General features: G+C 72.5%; 15 protein-coding genes. 12 read left to right on the top strand and 3 right to left on the bottom strand.

What is annotated here, in order from left to right; genetic code table 11:
- Window positions 1–122: 122 nt before the first annotated feature.
- Both N8J89_RS26545 and N8J89_RS26540 read left to right on the top strand, forming a co-directional pair.
- Complete coding sequence (locus N8J89_RS26545) at window positions 123–506, top strand: ArsR/SmtB family transcription factor (RefSeq protein WP_283666252.1); 384 nt, start codon at window positions 123–125, stop codon at window positions 504–506.
- Window positions 488–1,921, top strand: coding sequence for an ABC transporter substrate-binding protein (locus tag N8J89_RS26540; protein ID WP_283659730.1), 1,434 nt, complete (start codon window positions 488–490; stop codon window positions 1,919–1,921). Before N8J89_RS26545 ends, N8J89_RS26540 begins: the two co-directional genes overlap by 19 nt.
- Window positions 1,922–2,144: 223 nt before the next feature.
- Here N8J89_RS26540 and N8J89_RS26535 read toward each other — a convergent pair whose 3' ends face one another.
- Window positions 2,145–5,285, bottom strand: a complete 3,141-nt coding sequence (locus N8J89_RS26535; RefSeq protein WP_283659729.1) for an ATP-binding protein — start codon at window positions 5,283–5,285, stop codon at window positions 2,145–2,147.
- Between the two features lie 96 nt (window positions 5,286–5,381).
- Here N8J89_RS26535 and N8J89_RS26530 point away from each other — a divergent pair, with 96 nt between their 5' ends.
- From N8J89_RS26530 to N8J89_RS41780, 6 genes are all read left to right on the top strand, one after another.
- Window positions 5,382–6,530: an MFS transporter gene (locus N8J89_RS26530; RefSeq protein WP_283659728.1), complete on the top strand. Its 1,149-nt coding sequence runs from the start codon at window positions 5,382–5,384 to the stop codon at window positions 6,528–6,530.
- A 75-nt stretch (window positions 6,531–6,605) separates the two neighbouring features.
- Window positions 6,606–8,213 (top strand): ABC transporter substrate-binding protein, encoded by a 1,608-nt coding sequence (locus N8J89_RS26525; protein ID WP_283659727.1) that lies wholly within the window; start codon window positions 6,606–6,608, stop codon window positions 8,211–8,213.
- 18 nt (window positions 8,214–8,231) lie between these two features.
- Window positions 8,232–9,182, top strand: a complete 951-nt coding sequence (locus tag N8J89_RS26520) for an ABC transporter permease (protein ID WP_283666251.1) — start codon at window positions 8,232–8,234, stop codon at window positions 9,180–9,182.
- A complete protein-coding gene (locus N8J89_RS26515) occupies window positions 9,179–11,083 on the top strand; it encodes a dipeptide/oligopeptide/nickel ABC transporter permease/ATP-binding protein (RefSeq protein WP_283659726.1) in 1,905 nt (634 codons plus the stop codon). Before N8J89_RS26520 ends, N8J89_RS26515 begins: the two co-directional genes overlap by 4 nt.
- Window positions 11,080–12,036 carry an oligopeptide/dipeptide ABC transporter ATP-binding protein gene (locus N8J89_RS26510; protein WP_283659725.1) on the top strand — a complete coding sequence of 319 codons (957 nt, stop codon included), beginning with the start codon at window positions 11,080–11,082 and terminating at the stop codon, window positions 12,034–12,036. Before N8J89_RS26515 ends, N8J89_RS26510 begins: the two co-directional genes overlap by 4 nt.
- 18 nt (window positions 12,037–12,054) lie before the next feature.
- A complete protein-coding gene (locus N8J89_RS41780; RefSeq protein ID WP_349497403.1) occupies window positions 12,055–14,964 on the top strand; it encodes an exo-alpha-sialidase in 2,910 nt (969 codons plus the stop codon).
- Here the strand turns inward: N8J89_RS41780 and N8J89_RS26495 are convergent.
- Window positions 14,961–16,598, bottom strand: coding sequence for a BTAD domain-containing putative transcriptional regulator (locus N8J89_RS26495; RefSeq protein WP_283659724.1), 1,638 nt, complete (start codon window positions 16,596–16,598; stop codon window positions 14,961–14,963). The genes N8J89_RS41780 and N8J89_RS26495 overlap by 4 nt on opposite strands.
- A 159-nt stretch (window positions 16,599–16,757) precedes the next feature.
- On the opposite strand from N8J89_RS26495, the gene N8J89_RS26490 reads away from it, so the two are divergent.
- On the top strand, window positions 16,758–17,498 hold the full coding sequence (locus N8J89_RS26490; protein WP_283659723.1) for an AfsR/SARP family transcriptional regulator: 741 nt from the start codon (window positions 16,758–16,760) through the stop codon (window positions 17,496–17,498).
- 271 nt (window positions 17,499–17,769) lie between these two features.
- Here N8J89_RS26490 and N8J89_RS26485 read toward each other — a convergent pair whose 3' ends face one another.
- Window positions 17,770–19,770 (bottom strand): beta-galactosidase, encoded by a 2,001-nt coding sequence (locus N8J89_RS26485; protein ID WP_283659722.1) that lies wholly within the window; start codon window positions 19,768–19,770, stop codon window positions 17,770–17,772.
- Between the two features lie 91 nt (window positions 19,771–19,861).
- Between N8J89_RS26485 and N8J89_RS26480 the strand changes: the two genes are divergently transcribed.
- The 3 genes from N8J89_RS26480 to N8J89_RS26470 are packed head-to-tail and all read left to right on the top strand — an operon-like array spanning window position 19,862 to window position 21,964.
- Window positions 19,862–20,776 (top strand): dihydrodipicolinate synthase family protein, encoded by a 915-nt coding sequence (locus N8J89_RS26480; RefSeq protein WP_283659721.1) that lies wholly within the window; start codon window positions 19,862–19,864, stop codon window positions 20,774–20,776.
- 27 nt (window positions 20,777–20,803) lie between these two features.
- Window positions 20,804–21,517: a FadR/GntR family transcriptional regulator gene (locus N8J89_RS26475; RefSeq protein ID WP_252479943.1), complete on the top strand. Its 714-nt coding sequence runs from the start codon at window positions 20,804–20,806 to the stop codon at window positions 21,515–21,517.
- Between the two features lie 18 nt (window positions 21,518–21,535).
- On the top strand, window positions 21,536–21,964 hold the full coding sequence (locus tag N8J89_RS26470; RefSeq protein WP_283659720.1) for a VOC family protein: 429 nt from the start codon (window positions 21,536–21,538) through the stop codon (window positions 21,962–21,964).
- Window positions 21,965–21,980 lie beyond the last annotated feature (16 nt).

Below are 21,980 nucleotides of genomic sequence, written 5' to 3'. Positions count from 1 at the left end.
ACGTGTCAATGGATCTTGACGCGACTGGCTGACCGCCCTGCGCCGGTTGGGTGCCGGAGAATCACCCACTTGTCTTGCTGGTTACCGGGTGGATCGCCTACAGTGATCAAATTGGGGCGGTAATGGGGGCCGAGCGAGCATGGTGGGTGGTTGCTGTGGGCGGTGGTGCGTCCGCATTTGACGCGTTGGCCGACGACACCCGTCGCACCGTGCTCAGCCTGCTGCGCGAGCACGGCGAACTGACCGTCACCCAGCTGGCCGGGCACATCGACCACATCGGCCGCACTGCGGTGTCGATGCAGCTCAAGGTGCTGCGCGAGGCCGGCATGGTGCAGGAGCGCCCCGCGGGCAAGTACCGCTACTACTCCCTCCGGGTCGAACCGATCAACGATGTGGTGGCGTTCCTGAGCACCCTGTACGGAGCGTCGCTGGACGGACTCGCTACGATCACGGAGAAGCACCGCGATCCGGAGGCGGAACAGCGCAGGTGGGGAACCTCGTACTGACGCAGCAGCGGGACGTCGCCCTGCCACCGGGGGATGTCTTCGGACTGCTGGGACAGGACAAAGCGGCAGGCTGGCTCTTCGGCGCGGACTACGACGCGTTCATGGTCGGCGGACTGGTCCGCTTCGAGCTCCCGGTCAACCCATCCGACCCGCAGAGCCCGACCATCGAGGCCGTGGGCCGCATCGCCTACCTGGACCCACCGCACAAGATCGTCATCGAGCAGCAGGTGCCCTGGCCCGGCCGGGTCTCCTGCACCATGACCCTGACCAACGGCGGTCGCGGCACCACCGTCCGCCTCGGCGTCGAGGTGCCGGACGACGCGGTCACCTGGTTGCTGCGGCAGCGCGGTTACGACCCCCTCGAGGAGCTGGCCGGACCGCGCACGATCCGGATCGGCGTGCTGGTCAGCAAGTCCGGCCCGGCCAGCATCTTCGGCGGGCCGAGTGAGAACCTGGCCAGGATGGCCGCCGACGAGGTCAACGCCGACGGCGGCGTGGACGGCTGCCAGCTCCAGGTCGTGGTCCGCGACGACGCCAGCTCGCCCGACATCGGCGCCGAACAGCTCCGTCGCCTGGTCCACGCCGACGGCTGCCGGGTGGTGATCACCAACTGCACCTCCGCTGTGTTCCCCGCCCTGGCCCGCTGGGCCCGGCGGCTGGGTGTCCTGCTCGTGCACACGCCGATCAACGAGGGCGGCCGCTACTCGCCCAACGTGGTGCGCCTGGGGGAGCGGCCCTCCGCCCAGTTGCGTGCCGCGCTGCCCGCGCTGGTCGCCGAGACCGGCGGCCGCACCTTCCTGTGCGGCGATGACTACGTCTGGCCGCGCGTGTGCAACCGCGAGGCCCGCCGCATCATCGAACGGCTCGGCGGCTCAGTGGTCGCCGAACGGTACAAACCCTTGGGCACCAAGGACTTCGCCGACGTCATCGAGGAGATCATCAGCACCGGCGCCAGCCTGGTGATCTCCACCTTCGTCGGCTCCGACGAAGCCCACTTCGAGCGCCAGAGCCATGCCGCGGGCCTGCGGTCCCGCTGCCGGACGCTGTCCATGGCCTTCGACGAGTCCACCCGCGAGCTGACCGGCGGCGTCGCCGCCCAGGGCGTGTACAGCGCGTTCAGCTACTTCCAAGAGGTCGACTCCGCAACCAACACCGCCTTTCTTCACCGCTACCGGAACCGCTTCGGCGCCACTGCCGCACCGCTGTCCAGCATCACCGAATCGATCTACGAGGCCATCCACATGCTCGCCTCCAGCGGCGCCCTCCGCCGGGACTTCGACCTGGGCGCCGTGTCGGCGGCGATGCGCGAGCAACGCGAGTCCGCACTCTGGCGTTCCGCACGTCCGGCCCAGGGCAAGGCGCCGCTGTTCCTCGCCAAGGCCGTGCCCCACGGTTTCACCATCGTCGAGCGCTGAGCAACCCACTCCGCACCGCCCTGTGGACAACTCGCCACAGCCCGCCTCCCTGTGGATAAACCGCGCTTGCCCCAGCTGCGTCGCCGTAGAATGAGGTGCAGCCGGGCTGGACAACCACCGCACCGTGAGTGGCCGCTGGCATCGGAGCCGGTGCGACGTCGGCCGCCGGAGCGGATGCGACCTGTCTGCCGCACCTGTTCTCCGCTGGCCCGGGTGGGTTCGCTCAGCCGGGCGCGGTGGAACCGTTGCTGAACGCGAGCGCGAATGCCTGCTCTCCCAAGGCATCCCGGGTCGCAGCGGTGATCTGGTCCAGGTCGCTGCGGTCGGCGAGCGGAGTTCCGGTGCGCTCGCGCAAGCGGTGGGCCGTGCCCAGCAAGCGGGCGGATTCCGTTGGGGCGTCAGGGAGGTGGGTGGCTGCCAGGCCTTCCAGGGCGGTGGCTTCGGCGTGCGGGTTGCCCAGGTGGCGGGCGAAGGTCAGGGCCTGGGCGTGGTGGGTTCTGGCTTGGGCGGGGTCGCCCTGGTGGTTGGCCAGGTGGCCCAGCTCGGTGAGGACGGTGGTGTAGCCGGGGGCGCGGCCGGTGCGGCGGTACCAGGCGGCGGCTTGGCTGAGGTGCTGTTCGGCCTCGGTGAAGTCGCCGGTGCGGCGGGCGAGCTGGCCCTGGGTGAGGGCGACGTGCACCTGGCCGGGTTTGAAGCCGCGTTCGGTGGCCAGTTCACCTGCCCGGGTGAGCAGGTCGCGGGCGGTGTGGTGGTCGCCGCGGAGCAGCGCGATGCGACCGAGGCCGCACAGGCGGTCGGCGGCCTCGGCCCACATGCCGAGGTCTTCGGCCAGGGCGAGGCCGTCGCGGTGCAGCCGCTCGGCCAGGTCGTGGTCGCCGTGCAGTTCGGCGAGGGTGGCGCGCGGGTAGGTGGTGAGCAGTTCGCCGCCGCGGTCGCCGACGGCGCGGAACAGGGCGACCGCGGCTTCGGCGTGGGTGTGCGCGGTGGTCAGGTCGCCGCGGGTCAGGGCGTGGTTGGCCTGCACGCAGGTGGTGACGGCCAGGCCCCAGGAGTGGCCGAGGGCGCGGAAGGCGGTCGCGGCGCGGGTGGTTAGCTCCTCGCTGGTGTCCAGGTCGCCGGAGTGCAGCAGGACGTAGGCGAGGAACCAGTGCGCCATGGCCTCGCCCACCGGGTCGTCTAGGTCGTCGAAGGCGGTGAGGGCGGTGCGAGCGCTGGCTGCCTGGTCGGGTTCGAGGTCGGCGACGATCGCGATGCCCGCGGCCCAGCAGCGCACCCGGGCTCGCGCGGCCGAGGGCGGGCCGGGCAGCGCGAGCGCGTCGGCGCACCAGCGGGCGGCCTGGCGCACGCGGCCGCGCCGCAGCCAGTACCAGGCCAGGGCGTCGGCCAGGCGCAGGGCGTGGGCGGCGTGCTCCTGGGCGACGGCGGTGTCCAGGGCGCACTGGAAGTTGCCGCGTTCGGCGTCCAGGGCGGCCAGGTCGGCGCTGGGGGTGGTCTCGGCCAGGGTGAGGTAGTGGTGGGAGTGCCTGGCGCGCACGGCTTTCGCCTCGCCGGCGTCGGTCAGGCGGGCCCGGGCGTAGGCGGCGACGGTGTGCAGCAGGCGGTAGCGCGCGCCGCCGTCGACCACGGTGACCATCGAGCGGTCGACGAGGCGGGAGAGCACCTCGGCGACCTCGTGCGCCGCGACGGCCGGGCCGGGGCCAGAGGCTTCGGTCCCTGGTAGCGGGGTGTCGGCGCAGATCGCTTCGATCGCGGGCAGGGTGCCGCCGTCGAGCACTGCCAGGCGGCGCAGCACCACTCGTTCCGGGTCGGTGAGCAGGTCCCAGCTCCAGTCCAGCAACGCGTGCAGGGTGCGCTGGCGGGCTGGGTTGCCTCGGTTTCCGGTGGCGTGCAGGCGGAAGCGGTCGTCCAGGCGGGCGGCGAGCTGGTGCACGCCAAGGGAGCGGATCTTGGCAGCGGCTAGTTCCAGGGCCAGGGGGAGGCCGTCCAGGTCGCGGACCAGGGCGATGACCGCGGGGGTGTTGGCGGGGGTGAGGGTGAAGGCGGGGTCGGCGTCCTGGGCTCGGGCGTGGAAGAGGCGGACGGCGCTGGACTGGAGCGGGTCTTCGTGGTCGGCGGGGAGGTCCAGGGGGGCGACGGGGTGGACCAGTTCGCCGGGGGTGGACAGGGGTTCGCGGCTGGTGGTGAGGATGCGCAGGCCGGGGGCGGCGTGCAGGAGGGCGCGGGACAGGGTGGCGACCTCGTCGGGGAGGTGTTCGCAGTTGTCCAGCAGGAGCAGGAGTCGCTTGCCTGCCAGGTAGGCGGTGAGGCGGTGGTGGTGGTCCAGCGGGTCGGCGGCGGGGATGGGGCCGAGCATGGTGTTCTCCCGGATGCCGAGCACGGTCATCACCGCCTCGGCCAGCGGGTCGGCGGCGCGCACACCGGCGAGTTCGACCAGCCAGGCGCCGTCGGGTTCGGTGTGTTCGGCCGCGGCGGCCAGGGCCAGGCGGGTCTTGCCCACGCCGCCGGGGCCGGTGAGGGTGACCAGGCGGGCGCTGGCGAGGGCTTTGCGCAGGTCGGCGAGGTTGGTCTCGCGGCCGATCAGCTCGGTGACCGGGGCGGGGAGGTTGCCGGGGTGGCGGACCGGCTCGGGGGTCAGGGCGGGGTCTCGGGTGAGGATCGCCTGGTGCAGTGCGGTCAGCGCCGGGCTGGGGTCCAAGCCCTGGTCTGTCAGGCAGGCGCGGAACTCGGCGTAACCGGCCAGGGCCTCGGGCTGGCGGCCGGCCAGGTACAGGGCCCGCAGGTGGCTGGCGCGCAGGCGTTCGTGGGCAGGGTGGCGGCGCACCCACTCGGCGAGCTCGGCCAGCACGGTGTGCTGCTCGCCAAGGGCCAGGCGTGCTTCGGCCAGGTCGGCGACGGCGGTCAGCCGTAGCTCCTGCCAGCGCTGGCGCACCGGGGCGGCGAAGGGGGCCTCGGCGAACTCGGGCAGGGCCGGGCCGCGCCACCGGGCCAGGGCCTCGGTCAGGTGGGCGGCGCGGGAGTGCGGGGCGGCGGTGCGCGCGCGGCGGAGCAGGGCCTGGAACTCGGCGGCGTCGGTGGGGGCTTGCAGGCGGTAGCTGTCCGCGCGGTACTCGATCAGGGCGCGGGCGCCCGGTTCGGCGGCGTCCAGGGCGCGGCGCAGGCGGGAGACGCGGATCTGCAGCGCGTTGACCGGGTTCGCCGGGAGGTCCGACTGCCACAGGTCGTCGATCAGGGCGGGCACCGGCGTCCACTCGCCCTCGCGGGCCAGCAGCGCGGCCAGCAGGGCGCGCACCTCGGGACCGGGGACCGGGACGGGTGTGCCCTCGGCGGTCCACACCGCGAGTGGACCCAGCACCCCGAACCGCACCTGCCCACCGTACCCGCGGACAGCGAGTGGACAGCGAGTGGCAAGTCGCGGCGCGCAGGGTGGCCGGGCAGGCACACCGAAGAAGGACGTGAGGACTTGGACAAGCAGAAACCGCTGTTCGCCCAGCTGCTGCCGCTGGCGACCGCGCTGTTCGCGGTGGGCACCGACGGCTTCATCATCGCCGGGCTGCTGCCGCAGATCGCCGCCGACCTCCAGGTCGGCCTGGCCGCGGCCGGGCAGCTGGTCACCGGGTTCGCGCTGGCCTTCGCGGTGTCCGCGCCGGTGCTGGGCGCGCTGACCAGCGGGCTGGACCGGCGGAAGGCGCTGCTGCTGGCGCTGGCGGTGTTCACCGTGGGCAACATCGCCACCGCGCTCGGTCCCGACTACCTGACCGTGCTGCTGGCCAGGGTGCTCACCGCGGTCGGGGCCGGGCTGATCGGCGCAGCCGCGTTCAGTGCCGCGGCCGCGATCGCCCCGCCGGAACGCCGCGGCCGGGCGCTGGCGGTGGTGATGGGCGGGCTGACCCTGGCCATCGCCTTCGGGCTGCCCGCGGGCACCTTGATCGGCGGCGCGGACTGGCGGCTGACCCTGTGGGCGGTGGCCGGGCTCGGCGTGCTGGCCGCGCTCGGCGTGGCCCGGTCGCTGCCGCCGATCGCGCTGCCCGCGGACCGGCTGCGCGCCCGGCTGGCTCCGCTGCGCGAACCGTGGGTGTTCGGCCTGCTCGCGGTCACCACGCTGACCCTGGCCGGCACGCACGTGCTCTACACCTACATCTCCCCGGCGCTGGCCGGGGCCACCGGCGGCTCGGCCACCGCGCTGACCGTGGTGCTGCTGGCCTGGGGAGTGGGCAACATGGTCGGCAACACGGTGGCCGGCCGGCTCGCCGACCGCTACCCGCCGCGGCACGTGGTCACCGGCGGCCTGGCCGCGGCCGCCGTGCTGCTCGCGCTGAGTCCGCTGGCCGTCGACGACCTGGTGGTCGCCGTGGTCTGGGCGGTGGGCTGGGGTGTGTGCGTGTCGCTGCCGGTGGTGCCGCAGCAGAGCCGGTTCGTCGAGCGCGCGCCCAGTGCCTCGGCCCTGTTGCTGGGGTTGAACAACTCCGCCATCTACCTCGGCGTGGCACTGGGCGGCGCGGCGGGCGGACTGCTCCAGGAGCAGCTCACCCCGGCCCGGCTGGGACTTGTCGCCGCGGCGGTCACCGGGGTGGGACTGCTGGTCAACCTGGGCGCTGCCCGGAAACCTTGACCGGCCAGGGGTCGCGCCCTATGGTTGCCCAGTCATTGGACATGGGACGTCCTATCTCAGAGCAGAGGAGGCCGGGTGTCCACGACTCGGTTCGGATCCGGTCAGCCGTTGAGCCGGCGGGATCTGTTGCGCCTCACCGGACTCGCCGGCGCGGCCGCGGCCTTCTCCTCGGCCCTGGGCGCCTGTGGCGGACCCGCCTCCACCAACTCCACCGGCGACACCAAGGAGTCGCTGACCGCGGTGGTGGGCTACGGCAACAACCAGACCTGGGACCCGTTGCAGACCGCCTCGGCCTTCGCCATGGCCGCGATGCTGCACTGCTACGAGGCGCTGGTGGAGGGCGACCCGCTCACCCGCGAGCCGTATCCGGCGCTGGCCAAGGCATTGCCCGAGGCCACCGGCACCCGGCTCGCCTTCGAGCTGCGGGCGGGCGCGCAGTGGCACGACGGGCGGCCGGTCACCGCCGACGACGTCGTGTTCACCTATGCCAGGGCGCTGGACCCAGGAGAGAACGTGCTGGTCCGGACCTTCCTCACGCCCTGGCTCAAGGAGGTCCGCAAGACCGGGGAGCACTCGGTGGAGTTCCTGCTGGCCGGGCCGTTCCACTATGCGCTGCAACGGATCCAGACGGTGAAGATCGTGCCCAGGCACGTCTTCGAGGGCCGGTGGCAGGACGCGGTGGCCGGCAAGGTGGTGGGGTCGGGGCCGTACCGGGTGGTGGAGCAGGCCCCGTTGTCGCACACCAGGTTCGAGCGCTTCGACGGCTACAACGGGCCGCGGCCCGCGGTGTACCGCCGGATGCTGTGGAACTCCATCGTGGAGGCCGCGCCCCGGGTGGCCAAGATCTCCGGGGCGCGGCCCGCGGTGCAGATCGTGGAGAACATCCCGGCGGCCAACGCCGACCAGCTGCGCGCGGACGGGCGGACGGTGGAGTTCGCCGACGGCGGCAACAACCTGTGGCTGATGTTCAACACCGCGCGGCCGCCCTTTGACAACAAGCTGGTGCGCCAGGCCCTGCACCACGCCATCGACAAGAAGAAGATGATCGAGGTTGGACTCCGCGGCAAGGGCACCGCTGGCACCTCCTTCATCAACCCCAAGCTCGTCGCCCAGCCCGCCGCCAACGACCTCGGCTACGACCCGGGCAAGGCGCGGGAACTGTTGCGGCAGGCCGGGGTCGGCGACCTGCGGATCACCCTGCTCGCCACCAACACCACCCTGGTCGCCGACTGCGTCAACGTGCTCAAGGAGGGCTGGGACGCCGTCGGCGTTCAGTCCACAGTGGACGCGCAGGACACCAAGGCGCTGTTCTCCAAGCTGGACAGCGGCGCGGACTTCCAGGTGGTGGCCACCACGCAGAACGCCGAGCAGTTCGGCAACGACCCCGACCTGCTCATCCGCTACTACTACGCGGGCTCCGGCGTGGCACCCAAGTACGCCAAGTGGAAGGGGCCGCAGGCAGAAGAGCTGTCGCGACTGCTCGACCGGGCCTCGGCCACCGGCTCGGACGGTGAGCGCGCGGCGCTGGTCAAGCAGGCGCTGGACCTGCTCGCCGACCAGGCCGTGGTGTACCCGATCGTCTTCACCCAGAACGGGACCGCGTGGGATCCCCGGACCCTCGGCGGGGTCCGCGCCCAGGGCTACCCGGGGCTCAACCTCAACCAGGCCAAGCCGACCGGCTGAGCGGAGGCTGCCTTGATCGTGCTGCGGATGCTGCTCGGGCGGCTGCTGGCGCTGGTGCCGCTGCTGCTCGGCGTCACCCTGTTCGTGTTCGTGGTGATGCGCTTCTCCCCGGTGGACCCGGCGCTGGCCGCCTTCGACGGGGCCAACGCGACCCCGGAGCAGCTGGAGCGGTTCCGGCGGGAGAACGGGCTGCTGGACCCGTTGCCGGTGCAGTACCTGCGCTTCGTCTGGCTGCTGCTGCACGGTGACTTCGGCACCAGCCTGATCACCAAGCAGTCGGTGGCCGAGACCATCACCACCGCGCTGCCGCTCACCGTGCAACTCACCTTGCTGGGCTTGGTGATCAGCCTGCTGCTGGCGGTGCCGCTGGGCGTGCTCTCGGCGCTGTTCCGGGACCGCTGGCCGGACCAGCTGATCCGGCTGGTCACGCTGGCCGGGGTGGCCGCGCCCGCGTTCTGGATCGCGTTGCTGCTGGTGCAGTGGCTGGCCGTCGGCCAAGGCTTGTTTCCCACCAGCGGCTACATCAGCCCGGCCGACTCCCTCGGTGGCTGGCTGAACTCGATGGCGCTGCCCGCGGTGTCCCTCGCGCTGCCGGTGGCCGCCCAGCTGACCAGGATCATCCGCACCTCGATGGTGGAGGAGCTGGACAAGGACTACGTGCGCACCGCCCGCGGCGGCGGGCTGCCGCCGGTGGTCGTGGTGGGGCGCAACGTGTTGCGCAACGCGATGGTCACCCCGCTCACCGTGCTCGGCCTGCGGCTGGGCTACCTGCTCGGCGGCGCGGTGGTCATCGAGACCATGTTCGCGCTGCCGGGCATGGGGCAGAACATGATCCAGGCGGTCACCGACGGTGACACCGCGAAGGTGCAAGGCTTCGTGATCACGATCGCGCTGGGCTTCGTGCTGGTCAACCTGATCGTCGACATCCTCTACCTGATCGCCAACCCACGCCTGCGGAGCCACTCGTGACGCGCCGCCTCAAGCTCCCGTCCCTGCTCGCCCTCGCGGTGCTGGTCCTGTTGGCACTGCTGGCCCTGCTCGCCCCGCTCATCGCCGGGGACCCCTACCTGACCGGCGCCGCGGTGGCCCGGCCGAGTGCGGAACACTGGTTCGGCACCGACTCCGCCGGGCGGGACATCTTCGCCCGGCTGCTGCACGGCGCCCGCTGGTCGCTGGCCATCGGCCTGGGCGCCACCGCGCTGGCCCTGGTGGCCGGTGCGGTGATCGGCGCGGTCACCGCCACCTCGCGGCGCGCGCTGGACGAGACCGCGATGCGGGTCCTGGACGTGGTGATGGCCTTCCCCGGCATCGCGCTGGCCGCGGTGCTGGTCGCGGTGTTCGGCCGCGGCATCGAGGTGCTGGTCCTGGCCATCGCCTTCCTGAACACGCCCTCGGTGGCGCGGGTGGTGCGGGCGAACGTGCTGGCCCAGTACCGCGAGGACTACGTGGCCGCGGAACGGATCATCGGCGCCCGCCGGGCCTACATCCTGCTCAAGCACGTCGCGGTCAACTGCGCCGCGCCGGTGCTGGTGTTCTGCACGGTGATGGTGGCCGACGCGATCGTGTTCGAGGCATCGCTGTCCTTCATCGGCGCGGGCATCCAGCAGCCGGACCCGTCCTGGGGCTCGGTGCTGGCCAACGGCAAGGACCTGGTGCTCACCGGCGGCTGGTGGGCCACCCTGTTCCCCGGCCTGCTCATCCTGGTCACCGTGCTCGCGCTGAACGTGCTCTCCGAGGGCATCTCGGATGCCTGGGCCACCCCCTCGGCCCGGCGCGCGCAGGCCGGTCAGGTGGCGAAAGCCGTTGCCACCAGCGAAGAACCGGCCGGTGCCGAGCCGGTGCTGCCGATCGAGGGACTGCGCGAGGCGGGGGAGCGGCTGCACCGGCGCGCCCGCGACCTGGCCGACCGGGAGACCGTGCTGGCCGTGTCCAAGCTCGCGATCTCCTTCCCGGACCGGCACAACGGGGTCAACGTGGTCGACGAGGTGTCGTTCACGGTGCGCGCCGGTGAGGTGCTCGGCCTGATCGGCGAGTCCGGCTGCGGCAAGTCGCTGACCTCGCTGGCCATCATGGGCCTGCTGCCGGACAACGCCCGCGTCTCCGGGGAGATCCGCTTCGCCGGGGAGAACCTGCTCGGCCTGACGCCCCGGCAGCGCCGCCGCTACCTCGGCCAGGACCTGGCGATGATCTACCAGGACGCGCTCAGCTCGCTCAACCCGGCGATGACCATTCGCAGCCAGCTCAAGCAGTTCACCCGCCGGGGCGGCACCCGCTCCCCGGCCGAGCTGCTCGAACTGGTCAACCTCGATCCGCAAAGGACACTGGGCGCCTACCCGCACGAGCTCTCCGGCGGGCAGCGGCAGCGGGTGCTCATCGCGATGGCGCTTTCCCGCAGTCCTGGGCTGATCGTGGCCGATGAGCCGACCACCGCGCTGGACGTCACCGTGCAGGCCCAGATCGTGCAGTTGTTGTTGCGGTTGCGGGCCGAGCTGGGCTTCGCGCTGATCCTGGTCTCGCACGACCTCGCGCTGGTCTCCGAGATCGCCGACCGGGTGGTGGTGATGTACGGCGGCCAGGTCGCCGAGCTCGGCGCGACGGCGCAGATCGTCGGCTCACCTCGGCACCACTACACCCGCGGCCTGCTCTCCGCGGTGCTTTCCCTTGAGGACAAACGGGAAACCTTGACCCAGATCAAGGGTGTGGTGCCCTCGCCGGCCGACTTCGCGCCCGGCTGCCGCTTCGCCGACCGCTGCCCGGCCGCCCGCGCGGTCTGCCACCGGGAACCGCCGGAGCGGATCGGCGACCAGGCAGACCACCTCATCGCCTGCCACTTCCCGGCGGAGCGGACCGAGCTGCTGGAGGCGCGATGAGCCTGCTGGAACTCGACGGCGTCCATGTGGTGCACCGGATCCGCGCCGCCCGACTGTTCGGCCACGATCACGTCTACGCGCTAACCGACGCCAGCCTCACCCTGGCCGCCGGGCAGACCATCGGCGTGGTCGGCGAGTCCGGCTGCGGGAAGTCCACGCTGGCCAAGGTGATCGTCGGCCTGCAACGGCCCACCCAGGGCACCGTGCGCTACCGCGGCGAGTCGCTGTGGCAGATGACCGCGACCGCACGCGCCAGCAAGTTCGGGCGTGATGTGGGCATGATCTTCCAGGACCCGGCCACCGCGCTCAACCGCCGCCTGCCGATCGCCAAGATCATCCGCGATCCGCTGGACGTGCACCGCGAGGGCCCTCCCGCCGAACGCGCCGACCGGGTGCGCGAGCTGATGTCGTTGGTGGGCCTGCCGGACAGCGTGGCGGACGCGGTGCCCGGCCAGCTCTCCGGCGGGCAGCGGCAGCGGGTGGCCATCGCGCGGGCACTGGCGCTGCGGCCCGCGCTGCTGGTCGCCGACGAACCGACCTCGGCGCTGGACGTGTCCGTGCGCGCGCAGATCCTCAACCTGCTGGTGGAGCTGCGCGAACGGCTCGGTTTGGCCATGGTGTTCGTCTCGCACGACATCCAGACCGTGCAGCGGATGAGCGACCACATCGTCACCATGTACCTGGGCCGGATCGTGGAACGCGCCCCGGCCGCCGCGGTGCCCGCCGCCGCCCGCCACCCCTACATGCGCGCGCTGTTCTCGGCCACGCCGAGCCTGCGGCACGCCGTCGAGCCGATCGTCCTCAATGGACCGGTGCCCTCGGCCACCAACCCGCCCAGCGGCTGCAACTTCCGCACCCGCTGCTGGAAGGCCACCGCCGAGTGCGCCGCCGAACTGCCCCCGCTCACCGTCCTCGGCGAGCACACCTACCGCTGTGTCCACCCGGAGCTGTGAGCCGAGAGGAAACCCGCCGTGCGCGTGACAGCGTTGTTCTCCCTGTTACTCCTGCTCCTGGCCGGACTGACCGCACCGGTCGCGGCCGCGCAACCGGTCGAGCAGGCGTTGTTCAAGGCCGCCAACGAAACCGGCTACCACTGCTTCCGCATCCCCGCCGTGGTGCGCACCGCGCAGGGCTCGCTGCTGGCCTTCGCCGAGGGCCGGGTGCTCAACTGCGGGGACACCGGCGACATCGACGTGGTGCTCAAACGCTCCACCGACGGCGGGCAGACCTGGTCGCCGCTGCGGCTGGTCAACGAGGGCAAGGGGGACACCCACGGCAACCCGGTGCCGGTGGTGGACCACGACACCGGCCGGATCTTCCTGTTCACCAGCTACAACAAGGGCCGCACCGACGACAAACCCTGTGACGTGCCGTGCAAACGCACCCCGCACGTGCAGCACAGCGACGACGACGGGCTCACCTGGTCGGCGCCGGTGGAGATGAGCGCCCAGGTCAAGCTGCCTGCCTGGGACTACTGGTACGCCACCGGTCCCGGCCACGGCATCCAGCTCACCCGGGGCCCGCACAAGGGACGCCTGGTCTTCGGCGTGTGCGGCGAGACCAGCGACCGGGGCAGCAGCAAGTCGGTGGCCAACGAGGCCGCCCTGGTCTACAGCGACGACCACGGCAAGACCTGGCAGGTCGGCGCGGTGGACAGCATCACGTTCCCGCCCGGCGGGCCGTTCCCGTTGAAACCACAGGAGCTCACCGTCACCGAGCTGGCCGACGGCTCGATCTACGCCGGGGCGCGGGAACAGGGCGGCAGCGCGGTCGGCAACCACAGCTTCGCGATCAGCAAGGACGGCGGTGCCACCTTCAGCCAGCGGTTCCAGGCCATCCCGGACCTGGTCATGCCCACCGTGCAGGGCGCGGTGCTGCGGCTGGAACGCACCGGCCGCCCGGACCGGCTGCTGTTCTCCGCGCCCGCCGACACCGACCGCCGCCGGTGGATGACCATCCGCTCCTCCTACGACCACGGCCGCAGCTGGGAGAACGCCGAACAGGGCACCCGGATCACCTCGGACTGGTCCGGCTACTCCGACCTGGTGCAGCTCAGCGACCCGTCGACGCCCAGCGCCCGGATCGGGTTGCTGTACGAGGGCGGCAAGGTCGACGCCAGGGACGAGATCCGGTTCACCCGCTTCACCGAGGACGACCTCGGCTGGCGCAACCCGGCCGGTCCGGCCACTCCCGACACGTCCCGGATCCACAAGCACGCCAACGCGATCGGCGGTCCCGCGCTCACCGCAGGCAGGTTCGGCAAAGCCCTGGAACTGGACGGCGCGGACGACTACCTGCGGGTGCCCTACGACCGCGCCCGGCTGCCCGGCGACGGCGAGCTGACCTTCAGCACCTGGTTCCGCTACGGCGGGACCCAGCGCGAACAGGTCCTGCTGTGGCTGGGCGGCATGGGGGAGAGCGCGCCGCAGCTGTGGCTGCGCGCCGAACCGGCGAACAAGCGGCTGGTCGCCCGGATCACCACGCCCAGCGGCAGCAGCTCGGTGGCCACCGCCAATGCCCACGACGACAACCAGTGGCACCACGTTGCGCTGCAACGGTCGGCGGGACGGCTGCTGCTCTGGGTGGACGGTGTGCAGGCCGGTTCGGCCGCCGCGGTGGCGGGCTCGGTGACCCAGCGGGTGTCCTTCCAACTCGTGCTGGGCCAGCGCCTGGACCACACGCAGCGCTTCGACGGCGCGCTGGACGAGGTCCGGCTGCACACCCGCGCGCTGACCAAGGCCGAACTGGACCGCCTCCGGCTGAGCAACGCCGACCTGCCGGACGGTCAGGTGCTCCGGCTGCCTCTGGACTCCATCCAGCCCACCCCCTGCACCTCCGTGCCCTACACCGCCGGCACCGAGGGCTACCACACCTTCCGCATCCCCGCGGTGGTGCGGGCAAGCTCCGGCGAGGTGCTGGCCTTCGCCGAGGGCCGGGTGCACTCCGCGGGCGACACCGGCGCGATCCACGTGGTGCTGCGCCGCTCCAGCGACGGCGGCTGCACCTGGGGACCGCTGTCGGTGGTCTCCCGCAACGGCGAGGCCACCGCGGGCAACCCGGCCCCGGTGGCGCTGCCCGGCGGCGAAGTCCTGCTGCTGACCACCCGCAACGGCCCGGTCACCGAACGGGAGATCATGACCGGCGCGGTGGCCCCGGCCGACACCCGGCGGGTGTTCCTCCAGCGCAGCAGGGACAACGGCCGCAGCTGGACGCCGGAACGGGAGATCACCTCGGCGGCGAAGAAGCCGGACTGGCGCTGGTACGCCACCGGCCCCGGCCACGCGATCACCACCCGGCAGGGCCGGATCGTGGTGCCCGCCAACCACTCCAGCGCGCCACCGTCCGGCTCGGCGGACACCGGCGCCGAGCAGAAGTACCACGGCGGGCACGCCCTGCTCAGCGACGACGGCGGCCACACCTGGCGGATCGGCTTCACCGAGGACCGCGCCGACACTCAGATCGCGGCCAACGAGACCACCGTCGCCCAGCTGCCGGACGGCCGCCTGTACTTCTCCAGCCGCAACCAGGGCACGCTCGCGGGCAGGCTGGACGCGGTCAGCCACGACGGCGGCCGCACCCTGAGCTCGCCTTACCGTCCACAAAGGACGATCGAAGGCCCGAGGGTGCAGGGCAGCGTGCTTCAGACGGACGATCCCGGTCTGCTGCTGTACTCCGGACCCGCCGACCCGGCCGCCCGCCGGGCGATGTCGGTCCGGGCCAGCACCGACCACGGCCGGACCTGGTGGCAGCTGCACCGGGTCTCCGAAGCCCCGGCCGCCTACTCGGACCTGGTGCGGCTCAACGGGTCCACGGTGGGTCTGCTGTACGAGACGGGGGTGCGCGGACCGTACGAGACCATCACCTTCACCCAGCTCCGCTAGCTCCGGTACTCGCGGATCCAGTCCACCTCCATGGTGGCCGGCCGGAACTCGGTGGTCATGGTCGCGTCCAGCTTGATGGTCGGGCGCATCGGCCTCGGCGGCAGCTTGTCCCGCTGCGCGGTGTGGAACCACTTCTCGCCGTTGATGTAGCCGGTGAGCTCGTTCTCGGTCCACTCGACCGCGAAGTGGTTCCACTTCGTCATGTCGACCGCGCGCGACGCGGTGTACCGGTTGTCCTTGGTGTTCTCATCGGCCAGGAAGAAGTGCGCGGTCTGCCGCTCCGGGTCGAACACCTCCAGGAAGACGATCTCGCCGCCCGCCGGGAAGTCGTTCTTGACCGGCCACAGGGTGAGCAGCGGGCGGTAGCAGGCGCAGCCCGCGGGCACTCGCACCCGCGCCTCCCAGCGGGTGCGGAAGGAACCCTCGTCGCGGGCGAGGTAGCCGGTGTCGCCGTTGGCGTCGCCGGTGATGGTCAGCACGTCGTCGCGCACGCTGACCCGCTCGGGGATCTGCCTGCCCTTGCCGTGCTGCCCCGGCCGCGGGCCCACCGCGGTCCAGCCGTCGTCGAGGCCGGTGCGGAACTCCGCGGCGTGCACCGGCTGGCCCCAGCCGAACCGCTCCGCGGCGGTGGCCGGCTGGGGAGAGTTGTCCGGCCACCAGCGGATCGCGGTCAGCACGCCCGCGGCCAGCACCGCGGTCAGCGCGAGCGAGGCGGCCACGATCCACCGCGACCGCCGCAGCCGCGACCTGGCAGGCGGGGGTGGTGGCTCGGGTGGCGGGGCGGCGGGAGCCTGCGGGGCGGTGGGGGTGGCTGGGTCGGCGGGGCTGGCGGGAGCTTGCGCGGCGGCGGGTCGCGCGGGTGGCGGAGTGGCGGCCTGCCAGTCCGGCGCGGTGGGCGGGTCGGTCACCAGCACCCGCTGGTACGCCTCGCGCAGGGCCGCGCCCGGCTCGATACCCAGCTCGGTCACGATGGCCCGGCGCGCCTCCTGGTAGGCCAGCAGCGCCTCGGCCCGTCGCCCACCGGCGTCCAGCGCGGCCAGCAGGCGCAGCCAGGTCGGTTCCTTGAGCGGGTCCTCGGTGGTCATCGCGCGCAGCAGGCCGATCGCCTCCCGGTGCCTGCCCGCCGCGACCAGCGCGTCGGCCAGGGTGTGCCGGGCCGACCAGCGCAGCTCGGTCAGCCGGGCCTGCTCGACCTCGGCCGCCTCCACCGCGAGGGAGTCGAACGGCTCGCCGCGCCACAGCGCCAGCGCCTCGGTGACCAGCTCGGCGGCCCGCGCCGGGTCCGCGCCGAGCACCGCCTCCGCCTGGCCGATCCGGTCCTCGAAGACCATGGTGTCCAGCTCGGCGCGGGCCACGGTGAGCCGGTAGGCCCCCGGCCGTCGTTCCAACCGGCCGGGCTGGGTGTCGAACGGGGCGAGCAGCTTGCGCACCTGGCTGGCGTAGGTCTTGACGTTGCCCGCCGCCGACACCGGCGCGCCGGCCGGCCAGATCGCCTCGACCAGCTCGTGGTCGGGCACCCAGCGGTTGGCGTGCAGCAGCAGGGCGGAGAGCATCCGGCGGGGCTTGTCCGCGGCGAACTCCAGCACCCCGTCCGGCCCGTGCACCTCCAGCACCCCGAACACCCTGAACAGCACACCCGCCCCCTCGCTGACCTCGCGGTCAGAGCTTGCCAGACCCGCACCGTGACTACCAGTAGTGCTCCGGACACCTCTGGTGCCCGGCAGAACTCTCCCTGAACGCCCGCTGTACCCCGTCCGCGCAAGGTGATGGCCCCCGATGGAGAAAGGGCCCACATGGACAAGACCGTGCTCCGGCTGTTCGGCCACCTGGAGCTGTGGCACGCGGACCGGCCGCTGCCGCTGCTCTCCGCCCGCCCGCAGACCCTGCTGACCGCGCTGGCGCTCTGGCGCGGCCAATGGTGCCCCACCGACCGCTTGGTAGAGGCGCTGTGGGGTGACCGGCCGCCACCCTCGGCCTCGGTCAACCTGCGCGCGTTCGTCTGCCAGTGGCGCAAGCGGCTCGTCCCGCTCGGCGCGCTCAGCATCGACAGCACCCGCGGCGCCTACCGGCTCAACCCCGGCCGCGCCACCCTGGACGTCACCGAGTTCGAGACCCTGCTCGCGGCAGGCCACCGGGCGCTGGCCGACGGCGACCACGACGCGGCCGCCACCGGGTTCGACAGCGCGCTGCGGCTGTGGCGGGGCACCCCGTTCAGCTCCCTGGGCATGTGCGCGCTGGCCGAGCAGACCCGGCTGACCGAGCTGCGGGACCGCGGCCGCTCCGGCCTGGTGACCGCGCTGCTGGCCAGGAAGCGGTACCCGGAGGCGGTGGTGGTGCTGCGCCAGTCGGTGGCCGCGCAGCCCTACGACGAGCAGGTGTGGGCGCGGCTGGTGAGCACGCTGGAGCGGGCCGGGCGGCGGGCGGACGCGCTCGCGGCGTACCGGCAGATCAAGGGGCTGCTGTGGGAGGAGCTGCAGATTCCGCCGGGGCGGGAGTTGCAGGCGGCCCGGCAGCGGGTGCTGGCGGTGGCCTGACTGGTCAGCCGGGTGGGGCAAGGGGTCCTCGCGGAGGTGCCAGGCCCGGCCCGCCATGCGGCGCGGAGCCCTCGACGAACGACTCCAGGTGGGGCACCGCGTCAGCTGAGGTCACGCCGGTGGGAGCTGAAGTGCAGCCACCGAGCGCGGCCGCGCCAACGGCGACCGCGAGCAGCCACCTCCACCGACCGGCCACTGGATCGCCCCTCCGTCAACTCCCGACCGGTCCAGGGTGGGGCGAGCGGCGGGGCTGGTACAGCCGGTGGCAGCTTCAGGCCAGGGGCAGCCGCGCCACCAGCACACCGCGACCGGCGAGCCGTTCCGCCGTGCCGAGCGGCTCGCCGGTCAGGCCGTCCACCGCGCCCCCGGGCACCGGCACGGTCACCTCGGAAGTGTTGTGGTTCAACAGGAACAGCCACCGCTGGTCACCACGGCGCTCGGCCACCTCCACTCCCGCAGGCAGCCCGGCCAGCACCGGTTCGACACCCGCGTCGGCCAGTGCCCGGCCGAGCACCTCGGCCATGCCTGCCTCATCCGGCCGGGTGCCCAGGTAGGTCGCCACCCCCGCGCCGAAGGCGTGCCGGGTGATCGCCGGGAGTCCGGTCAGCTCGCCCTTGGCGAAGCGGTCCAGCACCTCCGCGCCCGCCGGGGTGATCCACTCCGACCAGATCCGGCCGGTGCCACCGGACTCCAGCGCGATCACGCCGTCGGCAGGCAGCGGCCAGAACTCCGCCACGGTGAGCCCGAGCAACTCGCGGAACGGGCCGGGGTAGCCGCCCAGGTGCACCCGGTCCGCGCTGTCTGCGATGCCGGAGAAGAAGGACAGCACCAGGTGCCCGCCCGCGCGCACGTACTCCACCAGCCGGGCGGCGACCGGCTGGTCCACCAGGTAGAGGCTGGGCACCACGAGCAGCCGGTAGCGGCTCAGGTCGGCCTGCGCCGACACCACGTCCACCGCGATCCCGGCAGTCCACAGTGGACGGTAGTGGGCCAGGTTGGTGTCCTCGAAGGACAGATCGGCCGAGGGCAGCGCGCTGCCCTGCACCGCCCAGCCGCTGCACCAGTCCGCCAGCAGTGCCACCGAAGCGTCGGTTCCGCTGCCCAGCAACGGTTCCAGCCGGGCCAGCTCCGCGCCGAGCGCGGCGGTCTCCCGGTGTGCGCGGGCGCTCGGACCGGCGTGCGGCACCATCGCGGAGTGGAAGCGTTCCGCGCCGCCGCGGGACTGCCGCCACTGGAAGTACATCACCGCGTCCGCGCCCCTGGCCACCGCCTGGTAGCTCCACAGCCGCATCTGACCGGGCGCCTTGGGCGCGTTGCGGGTGCGCCAGTTCACCGCGCTGGGCGCCTGTTCCAGCAGCAGCCACGGTTTCCCGTGCAGCGCGCGCATCTGGTCGTAGGCGAAAGCGGCCTGCACCACGGTGTCCGGGTCGTGCGGGTCTGGGTAGGAGTCGTAGGAGACCACGTCCAGGTGCGGTGCCCAGGAGGCCACGTCGATCCGGTGCCAGGCCCCGACGAAGTTCGTGGTCACCGGCACCTCCGGGGTGACCCGGCGCAGGATCTCCTTCTCCAGCAGGAAGCACTCCAGCAGCGCGTGTGAGGAGAACCGCTTGTAGTCCAGCACCTGCGCGGGATTCGGGAAGGTCGGCGCGGTGCGCGGCGGGCGCACCTCGGCCAGCTCGTGGTAGCGCTGCGACCAGAACGTGGTGGACCACGCCTCGTTCAGTCCGTCGACGCCCTGGTAGCGCTCGGCCAGCCAGCCGCGGAAGGCGGCGGCCGAGACGTCGCAGAAGCACTCCGGTACGTGGCAGCCGTACTCGTTGTTCACGTGCCACATGGCCAGCGCGGGATGCCCGGCGTAGCGGGTGGCCAGGGTCTCCACCAGCTCGGCGGCGCAGGCGCGGTAGACCGGGCTGGACGGGCAGTAGTGCTGCCGCGCGCCGGGGGAGAGCAGGGTGCCGTCCGCGCGGCGGGGCAGCGTCTCCGGGTGCCGGTGCGCCAGCCAGGGCGGCGGGGAGGCGGTCATGGTGGCCAGGCAGGCGCCGATCCCGTTGGCGGCCAACCGGTCCAGCACCCGGTCCAGCCAGTCCAACTGGTACCGGCCCGGCTCCGGCTCGGCCACCGCCCAGCTGAAGATGCCCACCGACACCAGGCTCACCCCGGCCGCGCGCATCAGCGCCACGTCCTCGTCCTGGACCTCCTCCGGCCACTGCTCCGGGTTGTAGTCGGCGCCGAAGGCGAACCGGCCGAGCCGGTCGCGCACCACTGAGCTCACGGGACCTCGCACTGGCTGGACATTGGACATCGGACGTAGGATGTCAGGCGACCGTAGGCCCCACCGGTTCCGCTCCGCAAGGGAGAAGCTCGTGACCCAGCTCCACGGCGGTGTCGTGCCACCCGTGTGCACCCCGCTGACCAGCCAGCGCGACCTGGACGTGCCCTCGCTGGAACGCCTCACCGCCCACCTGCTCGACGCCGGCGTACACGGGCTGTTCGTCACCGGCTCCACCGGCGAGGTCGCCTACCTGCCCGACCAGCTCCGCCAGCGAGCGCTGGAAGTGGTCGCCGGAGTGGCCGCGGGCCAGGTGCCGGTGCTGGCCGGGATCATCGACACCACCACGCCCCGGGTGCTGGAGCACGCCCGCGCGGCCAAGGCACTCGGCGCGGACGCGCTGGTGGCCACCGCGCCGTTCTACGCGCCCACCCACCCCAGCGAGTTCCCCGGCCACTTCCGGGCCATCCGGGCCGCGGTCGACCTGCCGCTGCTGGCCTACGACATCCCGGCCTCGGTGGGCAGCAAGCTGCCGGTGGAGGTGGTGGAGGAGCTGGCCGAGGACGGCACGTTGGCCGGGCTCAAGGACTCCAGCGGCGACCTGGACGGCCTGCGCGCGGTGCTGGAACGCACCGACCGCTCGGTCTTCCACTGCTACTCCGGCTCGGAGACCCTGGCCGACCTCGGACTGTTCCTGGGCGCGCACGGCCTGGTGCCGGGCATCGGCAACCTGGACCCGCACGGCTACGTCCGCCTCTACCAGGCGGCCGCCCGGGGCGACTGGGACGCCGCCCGCGCCGAACAACTGCGGCTGCGCAAGCTCTTCCAGCTGATCCACGTCGGCGACGGCCGGATGGGCCGCTACTCCTCGGCGATCGGCGCGTTCAAGGAGGGCCTGGCCGCGCTCGGCGTGATCGCCAACCCGGTCACCAGCGAACCGATGATCCCGCTGAACGACACCGAGCGCGCCGCGGTGCGCGCCCACCTGGCGCAGGCCGGTCTGCTCTAAGGTTTGCTGGATGCAGGAGGTCCAATCGTGACGCAGCAGGAGCCCAGGCTGGCCACCCGGATGAACCGGGCGATCCGGGACGAGATCACCGGGCTGATCCTCAGCCGCGGCCTGAAGTCGGGTGACCCGCTGCCCACCGAGACCGAGCTGGTCGAGACCTTCGGGGTGAGCCGCAACTCCGTGCGCGAGGCGCTGAAAGCCTTGCAGGCACTGGACATCGTGGAGATCCGGCACGGCTTCGGCACCTACGTCGGCCGGCTGTCCCTCGATCCGCTGGCCGACGGGCTGACCTTCCGGGTGCTGCACGACATCGGCCGCGACCTGCGCTCGATGGAGGAGATCGTCGAGGTGCGCGAGGCGCTGGAGGGGGTGCTGATCCGCCGGGTGGCCGAGATCATCCCGGCCGCCGACCTGGCCGGGCTGGACGAGGTCACCAAGCGGATGAGCGAGCGGGCCAAGAGCGGGGAGACCTTCGCCGAGCAGGACCGCGAGTTCCACGAGGTGCTCTACCGCTGCCTGGACAACGCGCTGCTGACCCAGCTGCTGCGCGCGTTCTGGGACGTCTTCCACCGGGTCAACCACCGCCTGGGCGTCACCGACCCCAACCCGATGCAGACCGTGCGCAGGCACCGGGCCATCGTGACCGCGCTGCGCAAGCGGGATGCCGACCGCGCGGCGGCCGCGATGACCGAGCACTTCCGCAACCTGGACACGAGGGTGGCCCAGCTGCGCTCGGGCTGATCGTGGAATGCTGGCGGTATGCCACGCGCCTTCCAGGTGGTCGTCGACTGCCGGAACCCGGACCTGATGGCCGAGTTCTGGGCCTGCGCCTTGGACTACCGCGTCCAGGACCCGCCGGACGGGCAGCCCAGCTGGCTGGAGTTCCAGCGGGCCAAGGGTTTCCCGGCCGAGGAGGTGGCCGAGTTCGCCTCGGTGGTCGAGCCGGGCGGCGACGGCCGGATCTGCTTCCTCGGCGTGCCGGAGGAGAAACAGGGCAAGAACCGGCTGCACCTGGACATCCAGGCCACCGCGCCCGGCGACGAGCTGGCTGAGAAGATCGCCAAGGTGGACGCGCTGGTGGCGCGGTTGTGCGCGCGTGGCGGGACGGTGGCGCGCACCGGACGCGAGCGCGGGCAGTACTTCGTGACCATGGCCGATGTGGAAGGCAACGAGTTCTGCGTGCACTGACGCCAGACCCGCTCAC

Origin of the sequence: Crossiella sp. CA-258035, from assembly GCF_030064675.1 — a bacterium.
GTDB lineage: Bacteria > Actinomycetota > Actinomycetes > Mycobacteriales > Pseudonocardiaceae > Crossiella.
The sequence above is the reverse complement of the archived record's forward strand: the minus strand, read 5'-3'. Positions and strand labels throughout refer to the sequence as shown.